Below are 22,691 nucleotides of genomic sequence, written 5' to 3'. Positions count from 1 at the left end.
GTCTAAGAGTCCAAGGTTGTATGGGATCATCGCTAAATCCCTCTTAATCTCCCTTTACGAAAGGGAGATTAAGCCGCAGGTAATTGAAGACCTATAATGCTGATTCGGAGGTTGAATCCTCTGCCGCTTTCTTATTGAAACGGGATTTCAGCCCTGCGTACCATTTCTGCCACCAGGAGGTTTGCGGCGGGCGGCCGTCGGTCAGGAGTCTCATCTGGCCTTCCAGGTTACGGATGTGCTCCGTGGCGGCGCCGAGCTGGGCTGCCAGCGCCAGGTTCTTCTCCTGGAGTTCCCGGAAGACGGCCATCATGTCACCGGAGGCGGCGGCCAGGGGGTCATGGTTGTCAAGGCCTGTTTGTCCGGTGCTGTCAACACCTTCCAGTTTTTTCAGGTCGTCCGGCAGTTCCTGGATGCGGTACTCTTCTCCGAAGGGACCGTTGACCAGATAAGCCTGGATCTTACCGGCCTTGATATAGCGCCGGATGGTGCGGGTGGAAACGCCAAGTTTCTCGGCGGCCTGATTGATGGTTATGCTTTGTGTTGACATGGCGGCTCTAGTTTATACATCATGACCAGGGGGTGTCAAGGGGTCTTGGCCACCGGCTGTGCCGGGGGAATACTACCTAAGCCCCCCGCTGGGAATCACCAACGGGGGGCTAGATTTGATAATGGTGGTTCTTTTACTGGCGGGAGGCGACGAATGCTGAGATCAGCGCGGAGATTAGAAGCACGACCCCCATAAAGACATGAATTTGAGCTTCGCCTTCTTCACCGGCGGCCAGGAAGCCGCCGACAGCCGCCAGTATCGCCAGCACCGCGGTGATCATGGTCCACAATTTAGCGTTTTTCATGTTGGTCTCCATTTCATAAAGATTTAATGATGTCATGTTATAATGCCTCAAAGGAGATGTCAATGGTCAAACCGATTGAAAAACGCAGCTTCGGAAGTTTCTTCGGCATGGTGCTTGCGGGGGCTTTCGGCGGCTTTTTAGTGGCGATACCGGCCATCCTCATCGGCGCTCAGGCGTTGTCTGAAAACAGCGTGGGGGGATTCGAGGACCTGGTGGGCGCCATTATGGGGATGGTGTTGGGTTATCCTCTGGGGGTGGTACTGGGGATCTGGGTCTACAGCCGGGTGTTCCGGTACCCCGGGTCGATCTGGCTGGGCCTGCTGGGGGCGGTGGGCGGTATCGTGCTGGTATTCGGACTGGCCGAGCCGCTGAACCTGAACGTCAATTCCGATGTGATGCTTGGCAGTTATTTTATCTTTACCGCGCTCCTGGCGACCTGGGGTTTCCATGCCAAAAAGCGGCCGGCTGGATAAAGGGTAAGGCTGAATCGGAGACAGGTCAGGGGATTCGGTAAGAAGCTGGAGGCGACGACCGGATTCGAACCGGTGAATAGGGGTTTTGCAGACCCCCGCCTTGCCACTTGGCTACGTCGCCGCGTGATCGATTCGGACTTTCGGGGTTCGTCCGCTTGAAATTCTAAAAATGGAGCGGAAGACGAGGCTCGAACTCGCGACCTCCTCCTTGGCAAGGAGGCGTTCTACCACTGAACTACTTCCGCCCGATATCAACCTGTTAAACCACAAAAGTGGTGCCGAGAGGGAGATTTGAACTCCCACGAGCTCATCACTCACTAGCCCCTCAAGCTAGCGTGTCTACCATTCCACCATCTCGGCCGCTGGCAGGAGTGGAAGGATTCGAACCCTCGACCGGTGGTTTTGGAGACCACTGCTCTACCAACTGAGCTACACTCCTACGGTGTAGGCGCGGATAAATAGCATACCCTAAGGCATCCGGCATTGTCAACGCCCGTCAGGTGCCGTTCCGGTCTCAGGCATCGAGCGGTTGCCCATTCTGACCGCGCTCTCCGCGGCGATAGAACTGCGGGATGATGAGCAGCGCCGCCATGGAGGAAATGACCATGGCCACCCACATCACCGCCGCCGCCTGGATATGGATGAGTAGCGGCGAGAAGAACAACACCGACAGGCCGATGCTCAGGCCGAAGGCGTTGGCCAGCACTGGACGGGAAACCGATCCGATGGCGGCGTCCACCGCCCGGTTGCCGCTCATTCCCTCGCGGCGGAAGTAGTAGATACCGGAGATCAGGTGGATGGAGTAATCAACGCCGACGCCGATGACTATAGCCGACAGGTTGGCCGTCAGGATGTTGAGGTTGAAATCGCTGATGACCAGGAAGGTCATGACCGCGCCGATGGTCAGGGAGATGGGCAGCAGACCGACAAAGGCGGCTTTCAGACTCCTCAGCGTGATCAGCAGCATGATGAAAACCAGTATCAGCGCCAGGCCCAGGCTGCGGGTCTGGCTGTCGACGACGATCTTGTTGAATTCGTCGAAAAGGATGGGCATGCCGGTGATCACCCTGACCGAAGGTTCGGCAGCCGTCCAGTCCAGCAGCGGTTCGATATCTCCAGCGTCCAACCCGGCCGGGCGGATCATCATCCGGAAGCCGTCTTCGGCCATCCAGCTTTTAACCCCGTCCTCACCGAGTTGGCCGAGGAAAGCCTGGATCACCGCCGGGTTTTGCGGATAGCCATCAACTCCGGTGGTCATGCGGCTGAATCCGGCGATCAGGTCGAAGATGGAGGTTACGCTCTTGATGCCGTCGCGGGCTTCGAGTTCTCGCTCGACAGCCAGCAGCCGCCCGGCCTCGGCGGCGTCGAAGATAGCGTTGCCACCGCGGGTGGAGACCATTTCCCCGACCAGCGGCTGAGCGCTGCCGAAGTGTTCCTCGATCAGGGCGGAAGCCCGGCGGATCTCCGAGCCTTCCTTGAAGAACATGAGCTGGTCCGAGACCACTTCCAGCCTGGGGATGTAAATAACGGCGGCGATGACGATGGCGGTGAAAGCCATGATGATCGGCAGCCAGTGGGTGGAAGCGCGACTGACCAGCTGACCGAGGCGGCGGGACCCGGCCGGCGGCGGGCTGACCTTCAGTTTCAAGTGACTTAAAACCGCCGGCAGGAAGAAGATGGCCAGCAGGCCGGCATAACCGATGCCCAGGGTCACGAAAAGGCCCATCTGGCGCATGGGCACGGCGTCGCCCCACATCAGGGAGGCGAAACCGGCCATTGTGGTCAGGGTGGCCAGCACGATGGGTATGCCCACCATCCGCAGTGTTTCCCGGGTGGCTTTTTCGGTGTCGCCGTGTTTTGCCAGGTTTTCCTGAAAGTGGCTGACATAGTGCAGGCCGTAGGCCGAACCGATGACGATGATGAAGATGGGAGTGATCACGGTCACCAGGCTGAGTTCATTGCCGCTGTAAAAGATGGTGCCGAAGGTCCAGAGCGAACCGAAGGCGGCTGGCAGCATGGCCAGCGGCGTCAGGCGCTTGTGGCGCAGGATAAAGTAAAAGACCAGCATGATCAGAGCGACGGCGAAAGGCAGCAGGAAGAAAAGGATGGTCACCAGGTAGCTGACGACGGTATCCTTGATGATGGGATTGCCCGCCAGCGATAGTTCCAGTTCCGGGTGGCCGGCGATGATCTCACGGAGGGCATCGACCACCGGGCCGGAGTCGGTATCCACTTCCAGCCCGACGATAACGATGGCGCTCATCCGGTCTTCCGACAGGAACTGGCCGGTCAGGAAGTATTGCTGATCGATAAAACCCGCCAGCAGATCCGCGTTCTGTCCGATGAATGCGGCGGAAACCGGAACCACGTTCCCGCCGAGCGATATTTGGGGCGGGATGTAGCTCTGGATCTGCCCGACGCCGGCCACCGGGCTGATCTCCGATTGCAGATTGAAAACAGCCAGTAGATTATCCGCCTGGAGCAAGCTCCGATCGTCCTCCACCAGCATGGTCACCGCTTCTCCGGTGTCATATTTGGCGTTGAGCTCGTGGAATGCGGCGACCTCCGGATTTCCGGCGTCGAAGAAATTGAGGAATTCCGTGTCCAGGCTGAAACGGAAGAAGGAAAGCAGCGCCGCCAGGTTGGTCAGAACGACGATGGCGATGATGACTTTCGGGCGCCGGGTCACGAAGCTGGCGATCCTATCCATCTGGGGTGCCCTCCGATATTTGTTCGTTTTCCGGGGAATTTGTGGTTTCGCAACATTCATCGGGCGCTATGCCGAGGAAGAGATTATCGATCAGTTCATCGATATAGGCGTGTCCCGAGACGGTCCGGGGGGCGAAGATCGGTTCGGTAAAACGCAGCATGACGATGGCGGTGCCCAGGGTGCGGACGGTGACCTCCGAATGGTGCGGCCTCAGGCGGCCCAGGGCGATCTGGCGGTCGAAATAGCCCTTGACCAGGGGAAACCCTGTTTGCAGCATGCCGCGCCACGCTGCGGCCACGGTGTCGTTGGAGGCGCCTTCCCTGAGAAACAGCCGCACCAGGTCCAGCCTGTCGCCGAGGAGGTCATAAAAGTGCCGCGCCAGCGTCTTGAGGAATTCGCCTGCCGGCAGTTGCTGATTATCGATGATGAACCGCCCCATGTCCCCGACCAGGCTGTAACGCTCGACCACCGCCTGGAGCAATTCCTCTTTGCCAGCGAAGTAATGGTAAAGAAGCGCGGGCGACATCCCGGCGGCCGCGCCGATGTCCTTTATGGTGGCGCACGCGAAGCCGCGTTCGGCGAACACCCTGAGCGCCGCTTCGACGACCTGCGCCCGCCGCGCCTCGCCTTTTTGCAATCTGCCGTCCGTCGTTTTCATCATTTCACAAAAACTAATTGAATGTTCAATAAATATATTGCGAAAACAGGTCTGTGTCAAGGGTGGACAGGAGTATGATTTCCGAAAGGGTTACCCGTGGCTGGTCCGGCCTGGCCGTAACGTAATCAGACGCTCAGGCGGCGATGCCGTTGAGCAGGTTATCCACCATCTGGTTGATGAATTCATCGGGGCGCGTCCTGTGAAGGAAGGCGACGCTGGTGCCCCGTAACAGGACGATGGTGTAAGCCAGGGTGCGGGCGGTGACATCGGTGTTGTGAACTTTGAGATCCCCCGCCTTGACCCGTTCGTCGAGATAGGTCTGGAAAAGACTGGTGCCTTCGTTCATGATACCCCGCCAGATCCGCGGCACCACGGGGTGGCTCTGGGTCTCATGGAAAAAGATGTTCATCAGGCTTTCTTTTTGGCCCAGCAGGTCGAAAAACTGTTTACCGACTACCTTGAGCACTTTAGCGGGGGCTTCGTCGTGCAGAGTGGCCAGGAGCGCTTTGAGCTGCGGTAAAAAACTATGCCGCTCCACTACCGCCTCAAGGAGTTTGTCCTTGCTCTGGAAGTAATGGTACATGAGGCCCTGGGCTACACCGGCGGCAGCGGCCAGTTCCCGCACGCTGGTCTTATCGAAGCCCTTCTTGGCGAAAACCTGGAGGGCGGTATCGATAAGTTGAGAACGGCGCTCTTCGGCCTTTTCATCCCGCCATGTGGAGCGGCGGGGCCGCGGGGAATTCACTGAATGTTCAATCATCTAGCTGGGATTATATTCGGGGTTGAATACAGTGTCAAGAGTTTAATCGCGAGAGAAGGAATTTCGGGAAAATGCAAAGACCGGGCGTAACTGCGCCCGGTCTTTCTAAGCCGATTTTAAATCAGGAGTTTAGGCTTTGCCGATTTTGAACATCTTGGTACCGCAAACCGGGCAGGTGCCCTGGGTGGCGGGGCGGCCGTTCTTCATGGTGATGGCCTTGGCGTCCTTCATGTCCCTCTTGGTGCGGCATTTCATACAGTAACCCTGCATCAGGAATCCTCCTTCGTAAATTTGAAATATACGATAGCCCAAGCTGGCGCGATTGTCAAGAGCTTTGGCAGGTTTATTTTATATCCGGCCGGCGAGTGGCGCCAAAAGGGGCTAGGCAGGGGGTGTCGAGATGACTCCGATGATCTCCAGACCGCGGATCATCATGTTCACTGCGATGGCGGCCAGGAGCAGGCTGAAGACCCTGGAAACGGCGCGCAAACCGCCGCGACCCATGTAGCGGATGAACCAGTGAGAGGAGAGGAAAATGGCCCAGGTGAGGGCGATATTGAGTAAAAAGGAGATCAGGACCATATAAAGCGGGAATTGGATGGACAGCAGCAGCAGCGTGGTGATGGTGGCCGGGCCGACCACCAGGGGAGTACCGATGGGCACCACGGCAATCATTTCTTCCTTGATGACTTCTACCATGTGGCCGAGGGTCATGAAACGGATGGCCAGCACCAGCAGTACGATGCCGCCGGCGATGGCGAAGGCACCGACAGAGATATCCATGGCTTCAAGAATGAACCGGCCTAAAAACAGGAATATCAGGCCGACCATCACGGCGGTGAACATGGACACCTTGACGATGCGCCGCCGCTCAACAGGGTCGGAATCCTGGGTCAGCGCGATAACGAAGGGCAGGTTACCGATGGCGTCGATGACGACAAACAAAGGTACGAATGAAAGAAGAAAAATCTGCCAATAATCGGTCATAAAGAGTTGCGCGCCGTCTCCCGGTGTGTGAAGCTATAGTCATTATAGGCGTGAAGACTTGAAAAAGCTAACCTACAACCTGCTGACCCGCTGGCGTTTCGACGCCCCGGCGGACCGGGTGTGGTCGCTCATTTACAACGCCGAGGCACTCGCCGGTCACTGGCCGGGAATCAGGCGCTTTCACATCCTGAACATCGAAGAAGGTCTCAAGGCGGGCTGCCGCATAGCTGTCAGGGTAAAGAGCTTGCCGGGCGACCTTGATTTCATGCTGGAAGTCACGGAAGTGGAGCCTGGCCGCCGCCTGGCGCTGGTTTGCAGTGGAGACCTGCAGGGCGAAGGTCACTGGATGGTCGAGGAGCGTGACGGCGCGACGCTGAGCGAGTTCAGTTGGAATGTGGCCACCACCGAGTGGTTCATGAACATATTGGGACTGCTGCTCAAACCGCTCCTGATCCGCAGCCACGACCGGACCATGGCTCACGGTTACGAAGTACTCTCCGAATGGTTGAAGCAACCCTTAGTCGCCACTCAAATGTCGCGTTGATCCGCGGACGAAGCTGCGAATCCTCATTCGCCGCCCCTCAACCCCTTAGACGGAACCGCGGGTAACGTTGGTCAAAGGCAGCATGATGGTCCGGCCGGCCTTGCGGTTCAGGTAGCTCTTGGTGTATTCCTGCGGGAAAGAGTAGACCACCTGGACGCGCGGGTGCTCCAGCCAGAAGACGAAGATGCCCACGGTCTGCGGCTTGGTGCCGAAGGGGCCGATGATCAGGTTGGCGGTGCCCTTGAACTCCTCGTAGATGGTTTCCAGGGTGTTCCGGATGTGGTACGGGGAATCGGCGGCCACCTGTCGCACCTCGACATTGGGTTGGGACAACAGGAAATCATTGTTCTTTTCGGCGTAGCGCAGGTATTCCTCGTTGCCGTCGCGGGGGACGGTGATGAGGCAGATGGTGCGGGTGGGGTTGAACTGCTTCCAGACCGAGAGCGAGCGCTCCGCCTCGAAGCCCAGGAACAGGACCAGCACAGTCTCTTTGTCCATCGACATAGAGCCGAAAAAATGGGGCACGGTGGTGATCTGGTGCACACCCTGGGTGAGGCGGCTGGGGGCATAGGTCTGAGTGGTGTGCAGGATGCGCGGCAGCCCGATGTTGATCTCCGCCACCAGGTAATGCATCAGCCCCAGCAGATAGACCTTGGAGAAGCCGCTGATGTCCAGGGTGATATGGGCCTCATCCTCGTCCTTGGGACGGCATCGTTTCCAGACGCCTTTGAGCTGGGAGATGCCTTCCTGGGGATCGTCGCGCTGGCAGCGGATGACGAAGACGCCCTCCGAGGTCTTGCGCGCCAGCATCGCCTGCAGCTTGAAAAGGTTGGTGTCTATCTGCTGCTGGTAATTGGGTTCCTCGATGACGAAGATGATGGAAAAACGCACGCGGAAATTGCCGGACAGCCGCTCCGCCGCGGAGACGCAGCGGTCTTCAAAAGAAGCGCAGCAAATGAAAAGGTCGTCGGCGCCGTATTCGTTCAGCCTTCCCAGGCTGTCGATAATTATGGGCTCATCGGTCGCCTGCATGCGGCGTTCCACCCCTATCCCCGGAATTTAAGCCAATATAATCTGCCCAAAGCTAAAAGTCAAACGCCGGACGGGTCCGTCAAGGCTTAGACAGACCATGGACAGCCTGGACATCCATCCGCCGCGGCCGATTATGCTATAATACCGCCATGCCTTTATATTTCGCCTACGGCGCCTCTCTGAACCGCAAGCTCATGGCCGAGCGCTGTCCACAGTGCCGGCCGAAAGTCTCCGCCACGCTGGCCCATTATCAACTGGTCTTCACCGGCTGGTCCCGGGTCTTTCGCGGCGCCACGGCGTCGCTGAAGCCGATGCGCGGCGCCCATGTTAGAGGCGGCGTCTACGACGTTCCCGACACCGCTCTGAAGAGACTGGACATCGCCGAGGGTTTCCCGGCGCAGTACGTCAAGCAGAACGTCATGGTGAACACCGAGTCCGGCGAGTCACTATCGTGTTTCACCTACGTCCCCGCGCACCAGGCGGACGAGGGCAAACCCGCTCCGGAATACCTGTCGCTGCTGCAACAGGGGTACCGGGATTGGGGACTTGTCTAAGGGGAAATCCTAATATCTAAGCACCAAATCCTAAATAATACCAAAATTCAAATACCAAAGATCCCAAACGTTTTGAGACTTGGTAATTTGAATTTATTTAGACATTAGATATTAGTATTTAGTATTTCCGTTTGAAGCATCTCCCGGAAGGGCGTATCGTCGGCGACGGGGCCGACTATGGACATCCGCAGTTGGTCGGTCCGAACGATCTCCTCAGCCATCGTCTTCAAGTCGTCCAGGGTGACGGCGTCGATGCGGCGGATAACCTCATCCGGTGTCAACACCTCCCCGGTCAGTATCTCCTGCCCGCCCAGCCAGCTGGCTACGTGGCGGGAATCCTCCAGCCGCAGCGCCATGCGACCCTTGGACAATTCCTTGGCCTTGGACAGTTCATGCTGGCTGAGGGTGGATTTCAACAGTTCGAGTTCTTTTAAGACGGCGCCGACCGCCTGGGTCAGGTTATCCGGATCCACGCTGGCGGCCACGGTGAGGGCGCCGGTGTCCAGAAGGAAATCGGCGTAGGAGTGGATGGCGTAGGCCAGCCCGAGCCGGTCCCGGATCTCGGCGAAGAGCCGGGAACTCATACCCTCGCCCAGGATGACGTTCAGCAGGCTTTCCACGTAACGGCGGGGATCGTTGACCGACAGCGCCGGCAGCGCCAGCAGGAAATGGTCCTGCTCTATCTCCCGCCGTTCGACGATGATACGATGTTCGTTGGCCGACAGGAATGGGTTGTAAGCCTTGCCCGTTACGGCGCTTGGTTTCCAGCCGCCCAGTTGGCCGGTGACCGCTTCCAGTATCGATTCATGACTCAGGCCGCCGGCGATGGCCACCACGGTATTGTCCGGCCGGTAGTGTTCGGCCATGTAGGTGAGCAGGTCTTCCCGGGTGGTGGCGTTGACCGTGGCCTCGGTGCCGGCGATATCTCGCCCTAGCGGATGCCCCGGCCACAGCACGGTGTCGATAAGCTGGCAGGCCTTCTGGTCCGGCTGATCCTCGGTCATATGGATCTCCTCCACGATAACCTGCCGTTCCTTCTCGATGTCGGCCGGATCGAATTTGGAGTTCAGCAGCATGTCGCACAGCGTGTCCAGTGTGGACAGGAAGTGATAGCTGGCGGCCTTGGCCCAATAAACGGTGGTCTCCCGGTCGGTGCCGCCGTTCAGGATGCCGCCGATGCCCTCGATGGACTCGGATATATCACGCGAGGTGGGGCGGCGTTCGGTCCCGCGGAAAAGCAGGTGCTCGATGAAGTGGGAAACGCCCCCAATGCGCTCCGGTTCATAGCGCGACCCGGTGCCGACAAAGATGCAGATGGAAACCGAATGGGTGTGGGGCATTTCCTGGCTGAGCAGCCTGAGCCCGTTGGGCAGTGTGGTTTTACGGTACATTAATAATCCTCTCGGCATGATTGTACCGTGTTTAGGGCGGTGGACAAAATTACGATTGGGGGTGAACAATCAGGCGGTGGAGACGAAAGGCATGCTGGGATAGACGTTCAGGTCTAAACCGGAACGCTCGCCGCGGATCAGGTGGAAATAGCCGCAGCTGGCGATGACGGCGGCGTTGTCGGTACAGAGGGGTAAAGGGGGAATGAGTACCGGTATCGGTGATTCCTCGCGCATGCGTTCACGCAGGCGGGAGTTGGCGGCCACACCTCCGGCCAGAAGTATCTGGTTGACGCCGTATTCGTCCGCGGCGGCGATGGTCTTACTTACCAACACCTTCACCACTGCCTCCTGGAAACTGGCGGCGGCGTCGTTGGGGGAGGTGACCTGTCCAGTCTCGACAAGACGGTACAGGGCTGTTTTCAAGCCGCTGAAGCTGAAATCGTGGCTGCCGCGGATGACGGCGCGGGGCAGTTTCAATCCCGGTTTGCCCAACCGGGCGGCTTTGTCCACCGCCGGACCGCCGGGGTAGCCGAGGTTCAGCAGGCGTGCCGCCTTATCGAAGGCTTCTCCGGCGGCGTCGTCGCGGGTACGGCCGATGATCTGGTAATCCGCATGGCCTTTCATATATACCAGGTCGGTGTGCCCGCCGGAGACGATGAGGGCCATGACCGGGAATTGCGGCAGCTCCCCGGCGAGCCAGTTGGCGTAGATATGACCCTCCAGGTGGTTGACGCCGATCAGGGGCTTTCCCGTGGCCATGGCCAGCGCCTTGGCGAAATTGACGCCAACCAGGAGAGACCCGGCCAGGCCCGGCCCGGAGGTTACCGCTATGGCATCGATATCGTCAAGTTCGAGCGAGGCATCGGCGAGGCACTTTTCCAGTACCGGCACGGAGGACAGCAGATGCTGCCGCGAAGCCACCTCCGGCACCACTCCCCCGTAACGAGCGTGGATGTCCACCTGGGAGGCGATCTGGTTCGAAAGTATCTTGACACCGTCGCGCACGACGGCGGCAGCGGTCTCATCGCAGGAGCTTTCTATACCGAGCACAAGCATGGAGTGATTATAACAGAGATGCAGCCGCGGCTTCATTCAGGCGTAACTGGTAACAAATATGTTAAAATACTTAGAAATGATTACTATAGAAGAGAAAACAGGGCGAAAATGTTTCGACATAAGTCGAAAATCGATTTGGAGATCGGTTATCTATGGGTGAGAATGGATGAGGATTAATTTGCGGTAAGCCGGTGTGCTGGGTTATTATTAGCAAGGTTAGCAGTCTCCTGCCGAGACTGCTAAAATATTGAAAAAATTGGAATAGGTCAAGGAGGTATTCATGGCAGTAAACGTACAACCCCTGCAGAACTTCGTCATCGTCAAGCCGGGGAAAAAAGAAGAGATGCGCAGCGGCATCATCATCCCCGACACCGCTCAGGAAAAAGGGCAAGAGGGTGAAGTGGTCGCCGTCGGTCCCGGCCGCATGGGCAAGGACAACGCCCGCGAAACCATGGACGTCAAGGTCGGCGATTTCGTCATCTACCCCAAGTTCGGCGGCACTGAGATCAAAGTCGACGGCATCGACATGGTCATCATGCCGGAGAACCAGATCCTAGCCAAGAAAATCTACTAAAAACAAAACGGAAAAAGGAGTTAAGGAGGCAAAGTGGCAAAACAAATTATTTTCGGCGAACAAGTTAGAAAATCCCTGAAAAAAGGTATCGACACCCTGGCGGATACCGTAAAAGTAACCCTCGGCCCCAAGGGCCATCCGGTTGCCCTGGCCAAGTCCTGGGGCGCCCCCACCGTCATCGATGACGGTGTGACCATTGCCCGCGACATCGATCTGCCGGATCCCTTTGAAAACATGGGTTGCCAGATCGTCAAGGAAGCAGCCACCAAGACCAACGACGCTGCCGGCGACGGCACCACCACTTCCATCATGCTGGCCCAGGCCATCATCAACGAAGCCTTCAAGAACATCACCGCCGGCGCTGAGCCGATCGCCCTGAAACGCGGCATCGAGAAGGCCACCGCCATCGTAGCCAAGGAACTGAAACGGATGTCCACCCCGATCCGCGGCCGCGACCAGATCGTCCAGGTGGCCACCATCACCGCCAAGGATCCCGAGATCGGCGAACTGATCGCTGATGTCATGGAAAAAGTCGGTAAAGACGGTGTTATCACCATCGAGGAATCCAAGGGCCTCAAATACGAGACCGATTATGTCGAAGGCCTGCAGTTCGACCGCGGCTACATCTCGGCCTATTTCGTCACCGATTCCGGCCGCATGGAAGCGGTTCTCGAAGAACCCATGATCCTTATCACCGATCGCAAGATCGAGACCATGGCCGAGCTGCTGCCCGCCCTGGAGAAGATCCTGCAATGGACCAAGACACTGGTCATCATCGCTGAGAACATCGAGGGTGAAGCCCTGTCCACCTTGATCGTCAACAAACTGCGCGGTACGCTGAACGTCCTGGCCGTCAAGGCCCCCGGCTTCGGCGATCGCCAGAAGCAGATGCTGGAAGACATCGCCGTCCTGACCGGCGGCCGCGTCATCTCCAAGGAAGCCGGCCGCAAGCTGGATTCCGTCACCGAGGAAGATATGGGCCGCGCCCACCGCGTGACCACCAACAAAGACAAGACGGTCATCATCGACGGCGCCGGTACTCCCGAAGCCATCAAGGACCGCATCAAGCAGATCAAGGCTCAGATCGATGAGGTCGAGAGCGCCTTCGATCGCGAGAAGCTGCAGGAACGCCAGGCCGCCATGGCCGGCGGTGTGGCCGTCATCGCTGTCGGCGCCGCCACTGAGACCGAAATGAAAGAGCGCAAGGCCCGCGTCGAAGACGCCCTGGCCGCCACCCGCGCCGCCCTGGAAGAGGGTATCCTCCCCGGCGGCGGCGTCGGCCTGATCAATGCCCTGCCCGCTTTGGACGCCCTGAAGCTGGAAGGCGATGAGGCGACCGGTGTTCTGATCGTCAAGCGCGCCCTGCCCACCCCGGTGCGCTGGATCGCCAACAACGCCGGCCGCGATGGCTCGGTCATCATCGAAAAGGTACGCACTTCTAAACTAGGTATTGGCTACAATGCTGAAACCGATGAATTCGGCAACATGGTGGAGATGGGCATCATCGACCCGACCATGGTGGTTCGCTCCGCGCTGGAGAATGCTACCTCGGTCGCCAACATGATCATCATCACCAATGCCCTGGTGGCCGACATCCCGGAGAAAGCCCCCCCGGCTCCGGCGCCTGAGTACTAAGACAACCTGACATTCTGATCCCTTTCGGAAGAGAGCCGCCTGAAAAGGCGGCTCTCTTCTTTCCAGTCGATCAGGCTGGCACCCGGTGACAGACCGGATCACGTTCGGGCGATTGCCCAAACGTGACTTTCGGGGTATAATTGATTCATTGTACTTAAGTATTAGGACTCCACTTTATGCATGAAATGGCTGTGACTCAAAGCCTCCTGGATATCGTACTGAAAGAGGCTGCAGAGGCGGGTGCTAAAAAGATCAATGCCGTCAATCTGGTAATCGGCGATCTCTCCGGTCTGGTGGATGACAGCATCCAGTTTTATTTCGATTTCCTGACCAAGGACACCGCCGCTGAGGGAGCGACCCTTGTTTTCAAACGGGTTCCGGTCAAAATGAAGTGCCGTGCCTGCGCAGAAGAGTTCAGTCCCGCCCCGGAAGAGTGGGTCTGCCCCAAGTGCGATGAGTGGCAGGCTGAGGTGATGACCGGTAAGGAGTTTTACATCGACTCTATCGAGGTGGACGATGCAGATAAAGGTTCTTAAAGACATCATGGCGGCCAACACCGCCACCGCCGAGGCTAATCAGGCGCGTTTGGATGCTCACGGGATAATCGGGATCAATATCATGGCCTCCCCCGGATCCGGCAAGACGACTTTTATCCTCAGCACCATTGACAGCCTTGGACATGATGCCCGGATCGGTGTGATCGAAGGCGACCTGGCCTCTTCAGTGGATGCCGAGAAGGTCGCGCAGAAGAACACCCCGGTGGTGCAGATCAACACCGGCGGCGGCTGCCACCTGGACGCCAATCAGATCAGCGCCGGGCTGGACAACCTGCCGCTCGACGCCCTGGACATCGTGCTCATCGAAAATGTCGGCAACCTGGTCTGCCCCTCGGAGTTCAAACTGGGAGAGCATAAACGGGTGGTCATCCTGAGCGTGCCGGAGGGCGACGACAAACCCTACAAATACCCCGGCATGTTTGCCAGCGCCGATGTCATCATTATCAGCAAGATAGATATTTTGCCCTATTTTGATTTCAACCTTGAAAATTTCAAAAGAGCGGTGACCGGTTTGAACCCCGGCGTGCTGTTCCTGCCCCTGTCCGCTAAAACCGGCGAAGGGTTCTCCGGCTGGGCGGACTGGCTCCGGGCCCAGGTGCCGTGGCAGGGGAAGTAGGCATGAGCGGGGTGCGGGCGGCGGAACGGCTGGCCGTCTCTGTCAAAGGCATTGTCCAAGGGGTCGGTTTCCGGCCTTTCGTCTATCAACTGGCTCATAAACACAGGCTTACCGGCTGGGTGACCAATACCTCCGGTGAAGTGCGCATCGAAGTAGAGGGCGTGGCGGAAGAACTGAAAGCTTTCCTCACCGAACTGGAAAGCGAAGCGCCGCCCCAGTCCCATATCACCGGAGTTATGTCAAGTGCATTGCCACCGGCCGGCTATCATGACTTCGAGATCAGGGAGAGCGTCGCCGAGGCCGGAAAATACCAGATGATATCCCCCGATCTGGCCACCTGCGCCGATTGCCGCGTTGAGATCTTCGACCCCGCGAATAGGCGTTACCGTTACCCTTTCACCAACTGCACCAATTGCGGCCCCCGCTTCACCATCATCGAAGATATCCCCTATGACCGGCCGCTGACCACCATGAAGGTCTTCCCGATGTGTGCCGCCTGCCGGAAAGAGTATGAAAACCCGCTCGACCGGCGCTTCCACGCCCAACCCAACGCCTGCCCGGTCTGCGGCCCGAAACTTCGCCTGACCGATGCATCCGGTCAGAATATCGAATCGGCCGATGTTGTCGCTGATGCTACCCGATTGATAAAGGACGGAAAGATCCTCGCCATCCGCGGTCTCGGAGGCTTTCTTCTGGCCTGTGACGCCAAGAACCAATCGACCGTCGAAGAACTGCGGCGGCGCAAACAGCGGCCCGCCAAGCCCTTCGCCGTGATGCTCCCGGATATGGCCGCTGTTGAAGCCAGATGCTCGGTCACCGACGAAGAAAAGACCTTGTTAACCTCAGCTGCGGCGCCCATTGTCTTGATAAGATTCAAGGAAAACACCGATATCGCAGTCTCCGTCGCTCCCGGCCTGAAATATCTCGGCGTCATGTTGCCTTACACCCCGTTACACCACCTGATGATGGCGGGGATCGATCGTCCCCTGATAATGACCTCCGGCAATCTGGCCGAAGAACCTATTGCAGCCGGTAATGCGGAGGCGCTGTCCAGGCTGGACGGCATCGCTGATTATTTCATTCTACATAACCGTGAGATATTCTCTCGGTACGATGATTCAGTGGTCATACACGAGGCTGGATCCAAGAGAATGCTTCGCCGAGCGCGAGGCTTTGCTCCGTATCCGATTCGACTGCCATCCGATATACCGCAACTGCTTGGCGTCGGAGCCCAGGAGAAGAACACCTTCTGCCTGACCCGGGATGACAATGCCTTCATTTCCCAACACATTGGTGACATGGAGAACCTGGAAACGGTCGAGCATTTCGAGAACACGCTGCGGCTGTACGAAAAGATGTTCCGCATCACCCCAGAGGCTATCGCTTGCGATCTGCACCCGGATTATGCCGCCAGCAAGTGGGCCGAAGTTGAGGCGTCGAGGCGTGAGTTGCCGTTGATAAAGGTCCAGCATCATCATGCCCACATCGCTTCTTGTCTTGCGGAAAACGCTGCTGATGGCAAGGTCATCGGGGTGGCGTTTGACGGCACGGGTTACGGCGACGACGGTAAGATATGGGGCGGTGAATTCCTGATTGCCGATCTGGCGGGGTATCAGCGTGCCGCTCATCTGGAGTATCTGCCGCTGCCCGGCGGCGAGGCGGCGGTCAGGAAACCTTACCGCACCGCAATCGGTTACTTATACCGCCTTTTCGGTCAAAATGGATTGACAAAGGCGACGGCCTGTCTAAGGGGTGTCGAAGGGTCGGAGATCGATCTTATCAAACAACAGGTTGACCGTGGGCTCAATACGCCGGAGACCTCAAGCGCTGGCAGATTATTCGACGCAGTAGCCGCGATACTCGGTATCCGGACGGAGATTCAGTACGACGCCCAGGCGGCGGTCGAACTGGAGATGGCAGCGGAGGGAGTCGACACCCTGGACACATACCCCTTTGACATAATCGTCGAGAATGCCGTCAGGATCATCCGGCTTAAAAGATTGTTCGAAAGCATTTTCGATGATATCGAGAATGGAGTCGCGACGGCCGAAATCGCCGCCCGGTTCCACAACGCGGTTGTTGACATAATCGACCAGGTGTGCCACAGTTTAAAGGATGACAAGGGGTTGAACTCCGTCGCACTTTCCGGGGGTTGCTTCATGAACCGGCGGCTGCTACGGCAGACCATCGAACGTTTGTCGAACTCCGGTTTCAAGGTCTATGCCCATCGGGAAGTACCGACCAACGATGGCGGAATCTCACTGGGACAAGTGGCCGTCGCTGCGGCGACAAGTACTAAACACGAAGCACTAAGCACTAATATCTAAGCACTAAACAAATTAAAAGGATCAAAATCCAAAATCCAAAACGTTTTGAAACTTTGAACTTTGGATTTCGGAATTATTTAGAATTTAGATATTGGGATTTAGAAATTAACACGGAGGTTGAAGGATGTGTTTAGCAGTACCGGCCCAGATCTGTAAGATCGATGGCATCGTCGCCGAGGTGGATATGGCGGGCACCACCGTGCGCGCCAGCCTGATCATGGTGCCTGACGCCAAGATAGGTGACTATGTGTTGCTCCATACCGGCTTCGCCATTCAGATCATTGATGAGGAAGACGCGCTGGAAACGCTGAAGCTGTTCAAAGAGATGGAGATGATACCGGAGACAACATGAAATTTGCCACTGAATTCCGGGACTCCGGCCTGGCTAAAAAGCTTCTTGATAACATCCGGCGCAGATCGACCAAATCGGCCAATATCATGGAGTTCTGCGGCGGCCATACCGTGGCTATCTTCCGCTACGGCCTGCGTGATCTGCTGCCGCCGCATCTGAAGCTGTTGTCCGGTCCCGGCTGCCCGGTGTGCGTCACATCCAGCGCCGACCTGGACAAGGTGATGGCCCTGGCTGCCATGCCGGACGTTGTCATCACCACTTTCGGCGACCTGATCAAGGTACCGGCCAGTTACAGCAGCCTGGACCGGGCGCGGGCCGCCGGGGCGGATGTACGCACCGTCTATTCCACTCTTGACGCCCTGGACATCGCCCGCAAGAATCCGGATAAGAAGGTGGTCTTCGTCGGCATCGGTTTCGAGACGACAGCCCCGACCATCGCCGCCGCCATCCTGCAGGCGGCCGCCGAAAAACTCGACAATTTCTTCGTCCTATCCCTGCACAAGGTGACACCGCCGGTAACTAAGGTCCTTCTCGACGCCGGTGAAGTCAAACTCCAGGGCATCATCTGCCCCGGCCATGTTTCCGCCATCGTCGGGGCCGACGCCTGGAACTTCATACCGGAGCGGTACGGCATTGCCTGCGCCGTTTCCGGCTTTGAACCCCTGGACGTGCTGCACTGCGTCAATATGATCGTCGAACAGATAGAGACCGGGACACCCAGGGTGGAAACGGCCTACAGCCGGGTGGTGAAAGGTGAAGGCAATCCGGTGGCGCTCAGGATGCTTGACCGGGTATTCGAACCGGCCACCGCCAACTGGCGAGGCGTCGGCGACATTCCCGGCAGCGGGCTCAAAATCCGCGACGAATTCGCCGCCCACGACGCTGATAAGGTGTTTGACATAAAGCTTGAACGGCCATCCCGTGAACCGGCCGGCTGTCTCTGCGGCGAGGTCATCCGCGCCGTGAAGACGCCGGAAGAATGCAAACTATTCCGTAAGGTCTGCACCCCGGAGAACCCGGTGGGACCGTGCATGGTGTCGAGCGAGGGATCGTGCGCGGCCTATTATCACTTCGCGGAAGCGATTGAGTAAGACAAAGACTCGAAATCCGAACTCTCCCGCACATCGTTGCGAGAAGCGAAGCGACGCCTGTCCTGAGCAACGTCGAAGGAAAGCAATCTCTTGTTCGTTTGGGAGTATTCCGGGGATCAACTGTGTGAGGAATTAGTTGGAAAAAAGTAAAACCGTTCTTCTAGCCCATGGCTCCGGTGGCAAACTCAGCCAGGAACTGGTCCGGCAGATGTTCGTCGGTGAGCTGGTGAATGAAACGCTGTCCCGCATGGATGACGCTGCCTGTCTCAGCCTCGGAGAAGGCCGACTGGCTTTCACCACTGACAGCTATGTGGTCAGCCCGATCTTCTTTCCTGGCGGCGATATCGGCAAGCTGGCAGTCTGCGGCACGGTGAACGACCTGGCAACCTCCGGTGCCACGCCAAAATACCTCAGCCTGGCGATGATTATCGAGGAAGGTCTGCCCTTTGACGAACTGTCCAGGGTTGTCCACAGCATCAAGTCAGCTGCCGCCGAAGCGGGGGTTTGCATCGTCACCGGCGACACCAAGGTGGTCAACCGGGGCAAGGCGGACAAGCTGTTCGTCAACACAGCCGGCATCGGCGTCATCCCGGCAGGCCTGGACATCTCCGGCTGCAACGCCAAATCCGGTGATGTTATTATGTTAAGTGGCAGCATCGGCGACCACGGCATGGCCATCATGGCTCAACGGGAGGGATTTTCCTTCAAGGTGCCGGTGGAAAGCGATTGCGCCCCGCTCAATGGCATGATCGCTTCGATGCTCGATGTTTCAAAGAATATTCATGTCCTGCGCGATCCCACCCGCGGCGGGCTGGCGACCACTTTGAACGAGATCGCAGCCCAATCGAAAGTCGGCATAAACATTGATGAATCTAAGATTCCGGTCAAGGATGCCGTCAGGACAGCCTGCGAACTGCTCGGTTTCGACCCTCTGTACGTGGCCAACGAAGGCAAGATGATCGCCATCGTCGCCAGGGAAGAGGCCGGGAAGGTCCTCGAAGCCATGCGAGCCAATCGCTACGGCGCCGATGCCGCAATTATTGGTGAGGTCACCGCGGAACGGCCGGGCAAAGTGGTTCTGACCACAGCGCTTGGCGCGCGGCGTATCTTGGATATGCTGTCAGGAGAACTCTTACCACGCATCTGTTGACCCGGCTTCACTGCCGTCGAACATCAGCCGGGGATCGATAGCCGAACAACCGGAAGTCCGCGCCGATTATGGCATCTATTTATCGGACGTGTTATTATCAATACTGTTATAACATTTCGGCGGGCTTTTAACTAACATTATGTCAATAGAAAACATTTACCTTGCCCTTCTTATTCTTTGCCTTTTATTGTCAGCGTTCTTCTCCAGTTCTGAAACGGCTTTTATTTCACTTTCCAAATACCGCCTGCAGAGTATGCTGGATAACAAGGTCAAGAATGCCGACAAGGTGGCCAAATTGGCCGAGAAGCCGGAACGGTTGCTGTCCACAGTTCTTCTGGGTAACAATTTCGTCAACATCGCAGCTTCGGCCTTGGCCACCGTCCTGGCAATATCCGCTTTTGGCGAGCAGAACGGCGTAATTGTCGCCACTATCGGTCTGACGATTATTCTACTCATTTTCAGCGAAGTTACACCCAAGACCATCGCCACCCGGCACGCCGATAAAATGACTCTTCTCTATGTTCGCCCGCTTACATTTCTGGCATGGTTGTTCACTCCATTCGTCACCGCTCTTTCGTGGATCGCGTCGTTTTTCATGCGACTTTTCGGCGGTGGCCGTACCTATCATTCCTCGCTTTTCAATGAAGAAGAAATACGATGCATGATCGATGTGGGCCACAAGGAAGGTACCGTGGAAAAGGACGAAGCTGAGATGCTGCATGCCGTCTTGGACTTCCGCGAACGGCCGGTTTTTGAAGTACTGGTGCCACGGCCAGAGGTTGTGGCACTGGAAAAAGGCACCCTATTGAAGGAATTTTTCGAGCTTTATGAAAAGTTTCCCATGTCCCGTTTTCCTGTTTACGAGGAAAATATGGATAATGTGCTTGGAATCTTGTCCATCAAGGATGTGCTGATGGCTCAGGCTAAGGGCGAAGTCGGTTTGGACGACAAGATCGATGAACTGGTTCGCCCGGCTTATTTTGCTCCGGAGACCAAACCCATCGGTGAACTTTTCAATGAGATGCGGGATAAGAACTTCAGGATGTCGGTGCTGGTGGACGAATACGGCGGGACTGCTGGGGTGGTATCGTTGTCGCGACTCATGGAAGAGATTGTCGGTCCGGTGGGCGATGAGCTGGCCAGTGCTGAAAAGGATTTCGAATCGATTAACGCGAACACCTTTCAGGTCGACGGCGGTATGCGCATCGACGAAGCTAATGAGCAGATGGGCATCGAATTGCCGGAAGACGATGATTATGAAACCCTGGCTGGTTTCATACTGAAAACCCTTGGACTGATCCCGAGACAAGGCCAGGTCATTCGTTATAACGGACTCAAGCTGGTGATCACCCGGATGCGTGGCAAGAAGATCGAAGAAGTGTTGATTACCAAAGAAAAACGTCCGGTTGAGCCGACCGGCCAGGGTACCGACTCCAAGCCGGCAATCAAGCCGGAAACGACCGGCGGCGGGCAGACCTCCGGCACCAAATCCTGAACCCGGTCTCCGTTACTTCCTGCCAGCAAGGCCTCGATCCCGAAATCCAGTTCGATACCAAAATTTTAGATTTTAGGAATGATATTGAAACGCATACGCTTCAGATATACCCGTGGTGATAAACTGAAATTCATCTCCCATCTGGATATGATGCGCCTTTGGCCGCGGGTCTTCCGCCGCGCCGGGCTGGATATGGCTTATTCAGAGGGCTTTAACGCCCACCCCCGACTGGCGGTGGCCGCCCCCCTGGCGGTAGGCTGGACGTCGGAGGCGGAACTGATGGAAGTCTGGCTGGAAAACCCGCCGTTGGTGTCGACTGTACTCGGCTTGATTGCGGCGCAGATGCCGGAAGACCTGGGCGTGGAACAGGCGTTGATCATGCCGCCGGAAGCGCCATCCCTGCAGTCACTGGTACGTTTCGCCGAATACCGAGTTAAACTGCCCCTCGACCGCCCCGCCCCCGAGATCTCTCAAGCGGTGGAAAATTTGATGAAGCTGTCCACCCTGGACTGGAGCCACCGGCGGGATGCTGAGACCCGCCACTATGACCTGCGCGCCCAGATCGGCGACATGTCGGTAATCGATACCAGCGCCGACGGGGTGACACTATTCATGCGCCTTAAGAACGATCCATCCGGCTCCGGCCGGCCGGAGCAGATGGCGCTCGCCCTCGGTTTTGCCGATTACCCCCTCTCCATCCACCGCACCCGGCTGGTGCTGGCCTAGGGGTTCCGGCGATGGCTGCACTGGACGCCGGACGCCAGCGACAGGCCGCGGAGTATGCCCGGAAGCGGCGGCGCATAGGCATCATCACATTGGTTCTGACCGTCGCTCTCGTTGCGACGCTTATATTCACCCCCCTCTCCGGAAACCTGACCGCCGCGCTGCCGGATTCACCGGTGTTGGCCGCCGCGCTTTATTTTGCTCTTCTCATGTTCGTGTACGCCCTCATCACGCTGCCGCTGGACTATTACGGCGGGCTGGTATTACCCCGGCGCTACGGCCTGTCGCGGCAGGATAACCAAAGCTGGCTCGCCGACCATGTCAAGTCCCTGTCCATGGGTATCGCCTTCGGCGCCATCGCCGTGGCGGCGCTCTATTTCATGTTGCAGCGGTCGCCGGACTGGTGGTGGCTTTTCGCCTGGGCGGCTTTGATGGCAGTCAGTCTTTTGCTGACGGTGCTGGCTCCGGTGGTTATCATCCCGATGTTCTTCAAGATGAAGCCGATGAAAGAGGGCGAACTCAAGGACCGGCTGGAAGCGTTGGCGGCGCGCACCGGGGTCAAGGTGGGCGGCATCTACGTCATCGAGTTCTCAGAGAAGACCACGCTGGCCAACGCCGCGGTCATGGGGCTGGGATACACGAAACGTGTTGCCATATCCGATACTCTCATTGAGCAATACTCGCCGGATGAAATCGAATTGGTCATGGCCCATGAACTGGCCCACCAGCGCCACGCTGATGTCTGGCGGCTTTACGGTTTTCAGGCGGTGACTTTCATGTTCATGTTCGGATTGGGTGCCTGGGTGTTCGATTACCTGGTGACAGCCATGGATTATGTCAACCTAACCGATCCCGCCGCGTTGCTAATGCTGTTGGTGGCGCTCTTCGCCGCCGGCGTGCCGGCCATGCCCCTATCCGGCTGGTTCTCCCGCAGGCTGGAGGCAGCGGCAGACGCCTATGCCCTGGACCTTACCGGCAATCCGGAAGTGTTCATCTCCGCCATGACCAAACTCACCGATCAGAATCTGTCAGAAGCCCGCTCGTCCAGTTTTTTCGAGCGGCTGGGCCAGGGGCATCCCAGCTACAATGACCGGGTGAAGATGGCGGAGGAGTTCAGATCGCAGATGCGCCGAATCGATACTTAAAGGAAAATCA

General features: G+C 57.5%; 24 protein-coding genes and 4 tRNA genes. 14 read left to right on the top strand and 14 right to left on the bottom strand.

Annotation, left to right across the window (positions count from 1 at the left end; translation table 11 throughout):
• Positions 1–91 precede the first annotated feature (91 nt).
• Both ABFB09_RS07765 and ABFB09_RS07760 read right to left on the bottom strand, forming a co-directional pair.
• Positions 92–547, bottom strand: coding sequence for a helix-turn-helix domain-containing protein (locus tag ABFB09_RS07765; RefSeq protein WP_347000938.1), 456 nt, complete (start codon positions 545–547; stop codon positions 92–94).
• A gap of 133 nt (positions 548–680) precedes the next feature.
• Complete coding sequence (locus tag ABFB09_RS07760; protein WP_347000937.1) at positions 681–851, bottom strand: hypothetical protein; 171 nt, start codon at positions 849–851, stop codon at positions 681–683.
• A gap of 62 nt (positions 852–913) precedes the next feature.
• Here ABFB09_RS07760 and ABFB09_RS07755 point away from each other — a divergent pair, with 62 nt between their 5' ends.
• The gene (locus ABFB09_RS07755; protein WP_347000936.1) at positions 914–1,324 is read left to right on the top strand and encodes a hypothetical protein; all 411 of its coding nucleotides are present in this window, start codon (positions 914–916) and stop codon (positions 1,322–1,324) included.
• Positions 1,325–1,370: 46 nt separating this feature from the next.
• Here the strand turns inward: ABFB09_RS07755 and ABFB09_RS07750 are convergent.
• The 9 genes from ABFB09_RS07750 to ABFB09_RS07710 form a co-directional block, all read right to left on the bottom strand.
• Positions 1,371–1,445, bottom strand: a tRNA-Cys gene (locus ABFB09_RS07750).
• A gap of 49 nt (positions 1,446–1,494) precedes the next feature.
• A tRNA-Gly gene (locus ABFB09_RS07745) sits at positions 1,495–1,569 on the bottom strand.
• A gap of 28 nt (positions 1,570–1,597) precedes the next feature.
• Positions 1,598–1,684 (bottom strand) — tRNA-Leu (locus ABFB09_RS07740).
• 3 nt (positions 1,685–1,687) lie between these two features.
• Positions 1,688–1,763: transfer RNA gene (locus ABFB09_RS07735), tRNA-Trp, on the bottom strand.
• 75 nt (positions 1,764–1,838) lie between these two features.
• On the bottom strand, positions 1,839–4,034 hold the full coding sequence (locus ABFB09_RS07730; RefSeq protein WP_347000935.1) for an MMPL family transporter: 2,196 nt from the start codon (positions 4,032–4,034) through the stop codon (positions 1,839–1,841).
• A complete protein-coding gene (locus ABFB09_RS07725) occupies positions 4,027–4,695 on the bottom strand; it encodes a TetR/AcrR family transcriptional regulator (protein WP_347000934.1) in 669 nt (222 codons plus the stop codon). Before ABFB09_RS07725 ends, ABFB09_RS07730 begins: the two co-directional genes overlap by 8 nt.
• A gap of 130 nt (positions 4,696–4,825) precedes the next feature.
• Positions 4,826–5,452, bottom strand: a complete 627-nt coding sequence (locus tag ABFB09_RS07720; RefSeq protein WP_347000933.1) for a TetR/AcrR family transcriptional regulator — start codon at positions 5,450–5,452, stop codon at positions 4,826–4,828.
• 129 nt (positions 5,453–5,581) lie between these two features.
• Positions 5,582–5,722, bottom strand: coding sequence for a DUF5679 domain-containing protein (locus tag ABFB09_RS07715; RefSeq protein ID WP_347000932.1), 141 nt, complete (start codon positions 5,720–5,722; stop codon positions 5,582–5,584).
• Between the two features lie 111 nt (positions 5,723–5,833).
• The gene (locus ABFB09_RS07710; RefSeq protein ID WP_347000931.1) at positions 5,834–6,439 is read right to left on the bottom strand and encodes a MarC family protein; all 606 of its coding nucleotides are present in this window, start codon (positions 6,437–6,439) and stop codon (positions 5,834–5,836) included.
• 58 nt (positions 6,440–6,497) lie between these two features.
• On the opposite strand from ABFB09_RS07710, the gene ABFB09_RS07705 reads away from it, so the two are divergent.
• Positions 6,498–6,983 carry an SRPBCC family protein gene (locus tag ABFB09_RS07705; RefSeq protein ID WP_347000930.1) on the top strand — a complete coding sequence of 162 codons (486 nt, stop codon included), beginning with the start codon at positions 6,498–6,500 and terminating at the stop codon, positions 6,981–6,983.
• A gap of 45 nt (positions 6,984–7,028) precedes the next feature.
• Here ABFB09_RS07705 and ABFB09_RS07700 read toward each other — a convergent pair whose 3' ends face one another.
• Complete coding sequence (locus ABFB09_RS07700) at positions 7,029–8,027, bottom strand: hypothetical protein (RefSeq protein ID WP_347000929.1); 999 nt, start codon at positions 8,025–8,027, stop codon at positions 7,029–7,031.
• Positions 8,028–8,164: 137 nt separating this feature from the next.
• Between ABFB09_RS07700 and ABFB09_RS07695 the strand changes: the two genes are divergently transcribed.
• Positions 8,165–8,569 carry a gamma-glutamylcyclotransferase family protein gene (locus ABFB09_RS07695; RefSeq protein ID WP_347000928.1) on the top strand — a complete coding sequence of 135 codons (405 nt, stop codon included), beginning with the start codon at positions 8,165–8,167 and terminating at the stop codon, positions 8,567–8,569.
• A 104-nt stretch (positions 8,570–8,673) separates the two neighbouring features.
• Here the strand turns inward: ABFB09_RS07695 and ABFB09_RS07690 are convergent, their stop codons facing one another.
• Together ABFB09_RS07690 and tsaD are read right to left on the bottom strand one after the other, a co-directional pair.
• On the bottom strand, positions 8,674–9,960 hold the full coding sequence (locus ABFB09_RS07690) for a pitrilysin family protein (RefSeq protein WP_347000927.1): 1,287 nt from the start codon (positions 9,958–9,960) through the stop codon (positions 8,674–8,676).
• 69 nt (positions 9,961–10,029) lie between these two features.
• The gene (gene tsaD, locus ABFB09_RS07685; RefSeq protein ID WP_347000926.1) at positions 10,030–11,016 is read right to left on the bottom strand and encodes a tRNA (adenosine(37)-N6)-threonylcarbamoyltransferase complex transferase subunit TsaD; all 987 of its coding nucleotides are present in this window, start codon (positions 11,014–11,016) and stop codon (positions 10,030–10,032) included.
• A 280-nt stretch (positions 11,017–11,296) separates the two neighbouring features.
• Between tsaD and ABFB09_RS07680 the strand changes: the two genes are divergently transcribed.
• The 11 genes from ABFB09_RS07680 (at position 11,297) to ABFB09_RS07630 (ending at position 22,681) form a co-directional block, all read left to right on the top strand.
• Positions 11,297–11,590: a co-chaperone GroES gene (locus ABFB09_RS07680; protein WP_347000925.1), complete on the top strand. Its 294-nt coding sequence runs from the start codon at positions 11,297–11,299 to the stop codon at positions 11,588–11,590.
• Between the two features lie 33 nt (positions 11,591–11,623).
• Complete coding sequence (gene groL / locus ABFB09_RS07675; protein ID WP_347000924.1) at positions 11,624–13,225, top strand: chaperonin GroEL; 1,602 nt, start codon at positions 11,624–11,626, stop codon at positions 13,223–13,225.
• 176 nt (positions 13,226–13,401) lie between these two features.
• Positions 13,402–13,761 (top strand): hydrogenase maturation nickel metallochaperone HypA, encoded by a 360-nt coding sequence (gene hypA / locus ABFB09_RS07670; protein ID WP_347000923.1) that lies wholly within the window; start codon positions 13,402–13,404, stop codon positions 13,759–13,761.
• Positions 13,742–14,398: a hydrogenase nickel incorporation protein HypB gene (gene hypB, locus ABFB09_RS07665; RefSeq protein ID WP_347000922.1), complete on the top strand. Its 657-nt coding sequence runs from the start codon at positions 13,742–13,744 to the stop codon at positions 14,396–14,398. The genes hypA and hypB overlap by 20 nt, the downstream gene beginning before the upstream one ends.
• Positions 14,399–14,400: 2 nt before the next feature.
• Positions 14,401–16,725: a carbamoyltransferase HypF gene (gene hypF / locus ABFB09_RS07660; RefSeq protein ID WP_347000921.1), complete on the top strand. Its 2,325-nt coding sequence runs from the start codon at positions 14,401–14,403 to the stop codon at positions 16,723–16,725.
• Positions 16,726–16,849: 124 nt separating this feature from the next.
• On the top strand, positions 16,850–17,077 hold the full coding sequence (locus tag ABFB09_RS07655; protein ID WP_347000920.1) for a HypC/HybG/HupF family hydrogenase formation chaperone: 228 nt from the start codon (positions 16,850–16,852) through the stop codon (positions 17,075–17,077).
• Positions 17,074–18,168 (top strand): hydrogenase formation protein HypD, encoded by a 1,095-nt coding sequence (gene hypD / locus ABFB09_RS07650; protein WP_347000919.1) that lies wholly within the window; start codon positions 17,074–17,076, stop codon positions 18,166–18,168. The genes ABFB09_RS07655 and hypD overlap by 4 nt, the downstream gene beginning before the upstream one ends.
• Before the next feature lie 136 nt (positions 18,169–18,304).
• Entirely contained in the window at positions 18,305–19,318 is a 1,014-nt protein-coding gene (hypE, locus tag ABFB09_RS07645) for a hydrogenase expression/formation protein HypE (RefSeq protein WP_347000918.1), read from the top strand.
• 139 nt (positions 19,319–19,457) lie between these two features.
• Positions 19,458–20,813 (top strand): hemolysin family protein, encoded by a 1,356-nt coding sequence (locus ABFB09_RS07640; RefSeq protein WP_347000917.1) that lies wholly within the window; start codon positions 19,458–19,460, stop codon positions 20,811–20,813.
• 84 nt (positions 20,814–20,897) lie between these two features.
• Complete coding sequence (locus ABFB09_RS07635) at positions 20,898–21,539, top strand: TIGR03936 family radical SAM-associated protein (RefSeq protein ID WP_347000916.1); 642 nt, start codon at positions 20,898–20,900, stop codon at positions 21,537–21,539.
• An 11-nt stretch (positions 21,540–21,550) separates the two neighbouring features.
• Positions 21,551–22,681: a M48 family metallopeptidase gene (locus ABFB09_RS07630; RefSeq protein ID WP_347000915.1), complete on the top strand. Its 1,131-nt coding sequence runs from the start codon at positions 21,551–21,553 to the stop codon at positions 22,679–22,681.
• Positions 22,682–22,691: the final 10 nt, after the last annotated feature.

It is taken from the genome of Dehalogenimonas sp. THU2, from assembly GCF_039749495.1.
Lineage (GTDB): Bacteria > Chloroflexota > Dehalococcoidia > Dehalococcoidales > Dehalococcoidaceae > Dehalogenimonas.
Note: the sequence above shows the minus strand (reverse complement) of the source record. Positions and strands in the feature narration are given on the sequence as shown.

What these genes read in the sequence shown, in the direction of transcription:
- ABFB09_RS07725 (WP_347000934.1), bottom strand. Translation starts at nt 4,695, where the DNA reads ATGATGAAAACGACGGACGGCAGATTGCAAAAAGGCGAGGCGCGGCGG.
- ABFB09_RS07755 (WP_347000936.1), top strand. Translation starts at nt 914, where the DNA reads ATGGTCAAACCGATTGAAAAACGCAGCTTCGGAAGTTTCTTCGGCATG.
- ABFB09_RS07630 (WP_347000915.1), top strand. Translation starts at nt 21,551, where the DNA reads ATGGCTGCACTGGACGCCGGACGCCAGCGACAGGCCGCGGAGTATGCC.
- ABFB09_RS07680 (WP_347000925.1), top strand. Translation starts at nt 11,297, where the DNA reads ATGGCAGTAAACGTACAACCCCTGCAGAACTTCGTCATCGTCAAGCCG.
- ABFB09_RS07695 (WP_347000928.1), top strand. Translation starts at nt 8,165, where the DNA reads ATGCCTTTATATTTCGCCTACGGCGCCTCTCTGAACCGCAAGCTCATG.
- ABFB09_RS07760 (WP_347000937.1), bottom strand. Translation starts at nt 851, where the DNA reads ATGAAAAACGCTAAATTGTGGACCATGATCACCGCGGTGCTGGCGATA.
- ABFB09_RS07655 (WP_347000920.1), top strand. Translation starts at nt 16,850, where the DNA reads ATGTGTTTAGCAGTACCGGCCCAGATCTGTAAGATCGATGGCATCGTC.
- ABFB09_RS07715 (WP_347000932.1), bottom strand. Translation starts at nt 5,722, where the DNA reads ATGCAGGGTTACTGTATGAAATGCCGCACCAAGAGGGACATGAAGGAC.
- hypA (WP_347000923.1), top strand. Translation starts at nt 13,402, where the DNA reads ATGCATGAAATGGCTGTGACTCAAAGCCTCCTGGATATCGTACTGAAA.
- ABFB09_RS07690 (WP_347000927.1), bottom strand. Translation starts at nt 9,960, where the DNA reads ATGTACCGTAAAACCACACTGCCCAACGGGCTCAGGCTGCTCAGCCAG.
- ABFB09_RS07720 (WP_347000933.1), bottom strand. Translation starts at nt 5,452, where the DNA reads ATGATTGAACATTCAGTGAATTCCCCGCGGCCCCGCCGCTCCACATGG.
- hypB (WP_347000922.1), top strand. Translation starts at nt 13,742, where the DNA reads ATGCAGATAAAGGTTCTTAAAGACATCATGGCGGCCAACACCGCCACC.
- ABFB09_RS07765 (WP_347000938.1), bottom strand. Translation starts at nt 547, where the DNA reads ATGTCAACACAAAGCATAACCATCAATCAGGCCGCCGAGAAACTTGGC.
- ABFB09_RS07640 (WP_347000917.1), top strand. Translation starts at nt 19,458, where the DNA reads ATGTCAATAGAAAACATTTACCTTGCCCTTCTTATTCTTTGCCTTTTA.
- hypD (WP_347000919.1), top strand. Translation starts at nt 17,074, where the DNA reads ATGAAATTTGCCACTGAATTCCGGGACTCCGGCCTGGCTAAAAAGCTT.
- ABFB09_RS07730 (WP_347000935.1), bottom strand. Translation starts at nt 4,034, where the DNA reads ATGGATAGGATCGCCAGCTTCGTGACCCGGCGCCCGAAAGTCATCATC.
- tsaD (WP_347000926.1), bottom strand. Translation starts at nt 11,016, where the DNA reads ATGCTTGTGCTCGGTATAGAAAGCTCCTGCGATGAGACCGCTGCCGCC.
- ABFB09_RS07710 (WP_347000931.1), bottom strand. Translation starts at nt 6,439, where the DNA reads ATGACCGATTATTGGCAGATTTTTCTTCTTTCATTCGTACCTTTGTTT.
- hypF (WP_347000921.1), top strand. Translation starts at nt 14,401, where the DNA reads ATGAGCGGGGTGCGGGCGGCGGAACGGCTGGCCGTCTCTGTCAAAGGC.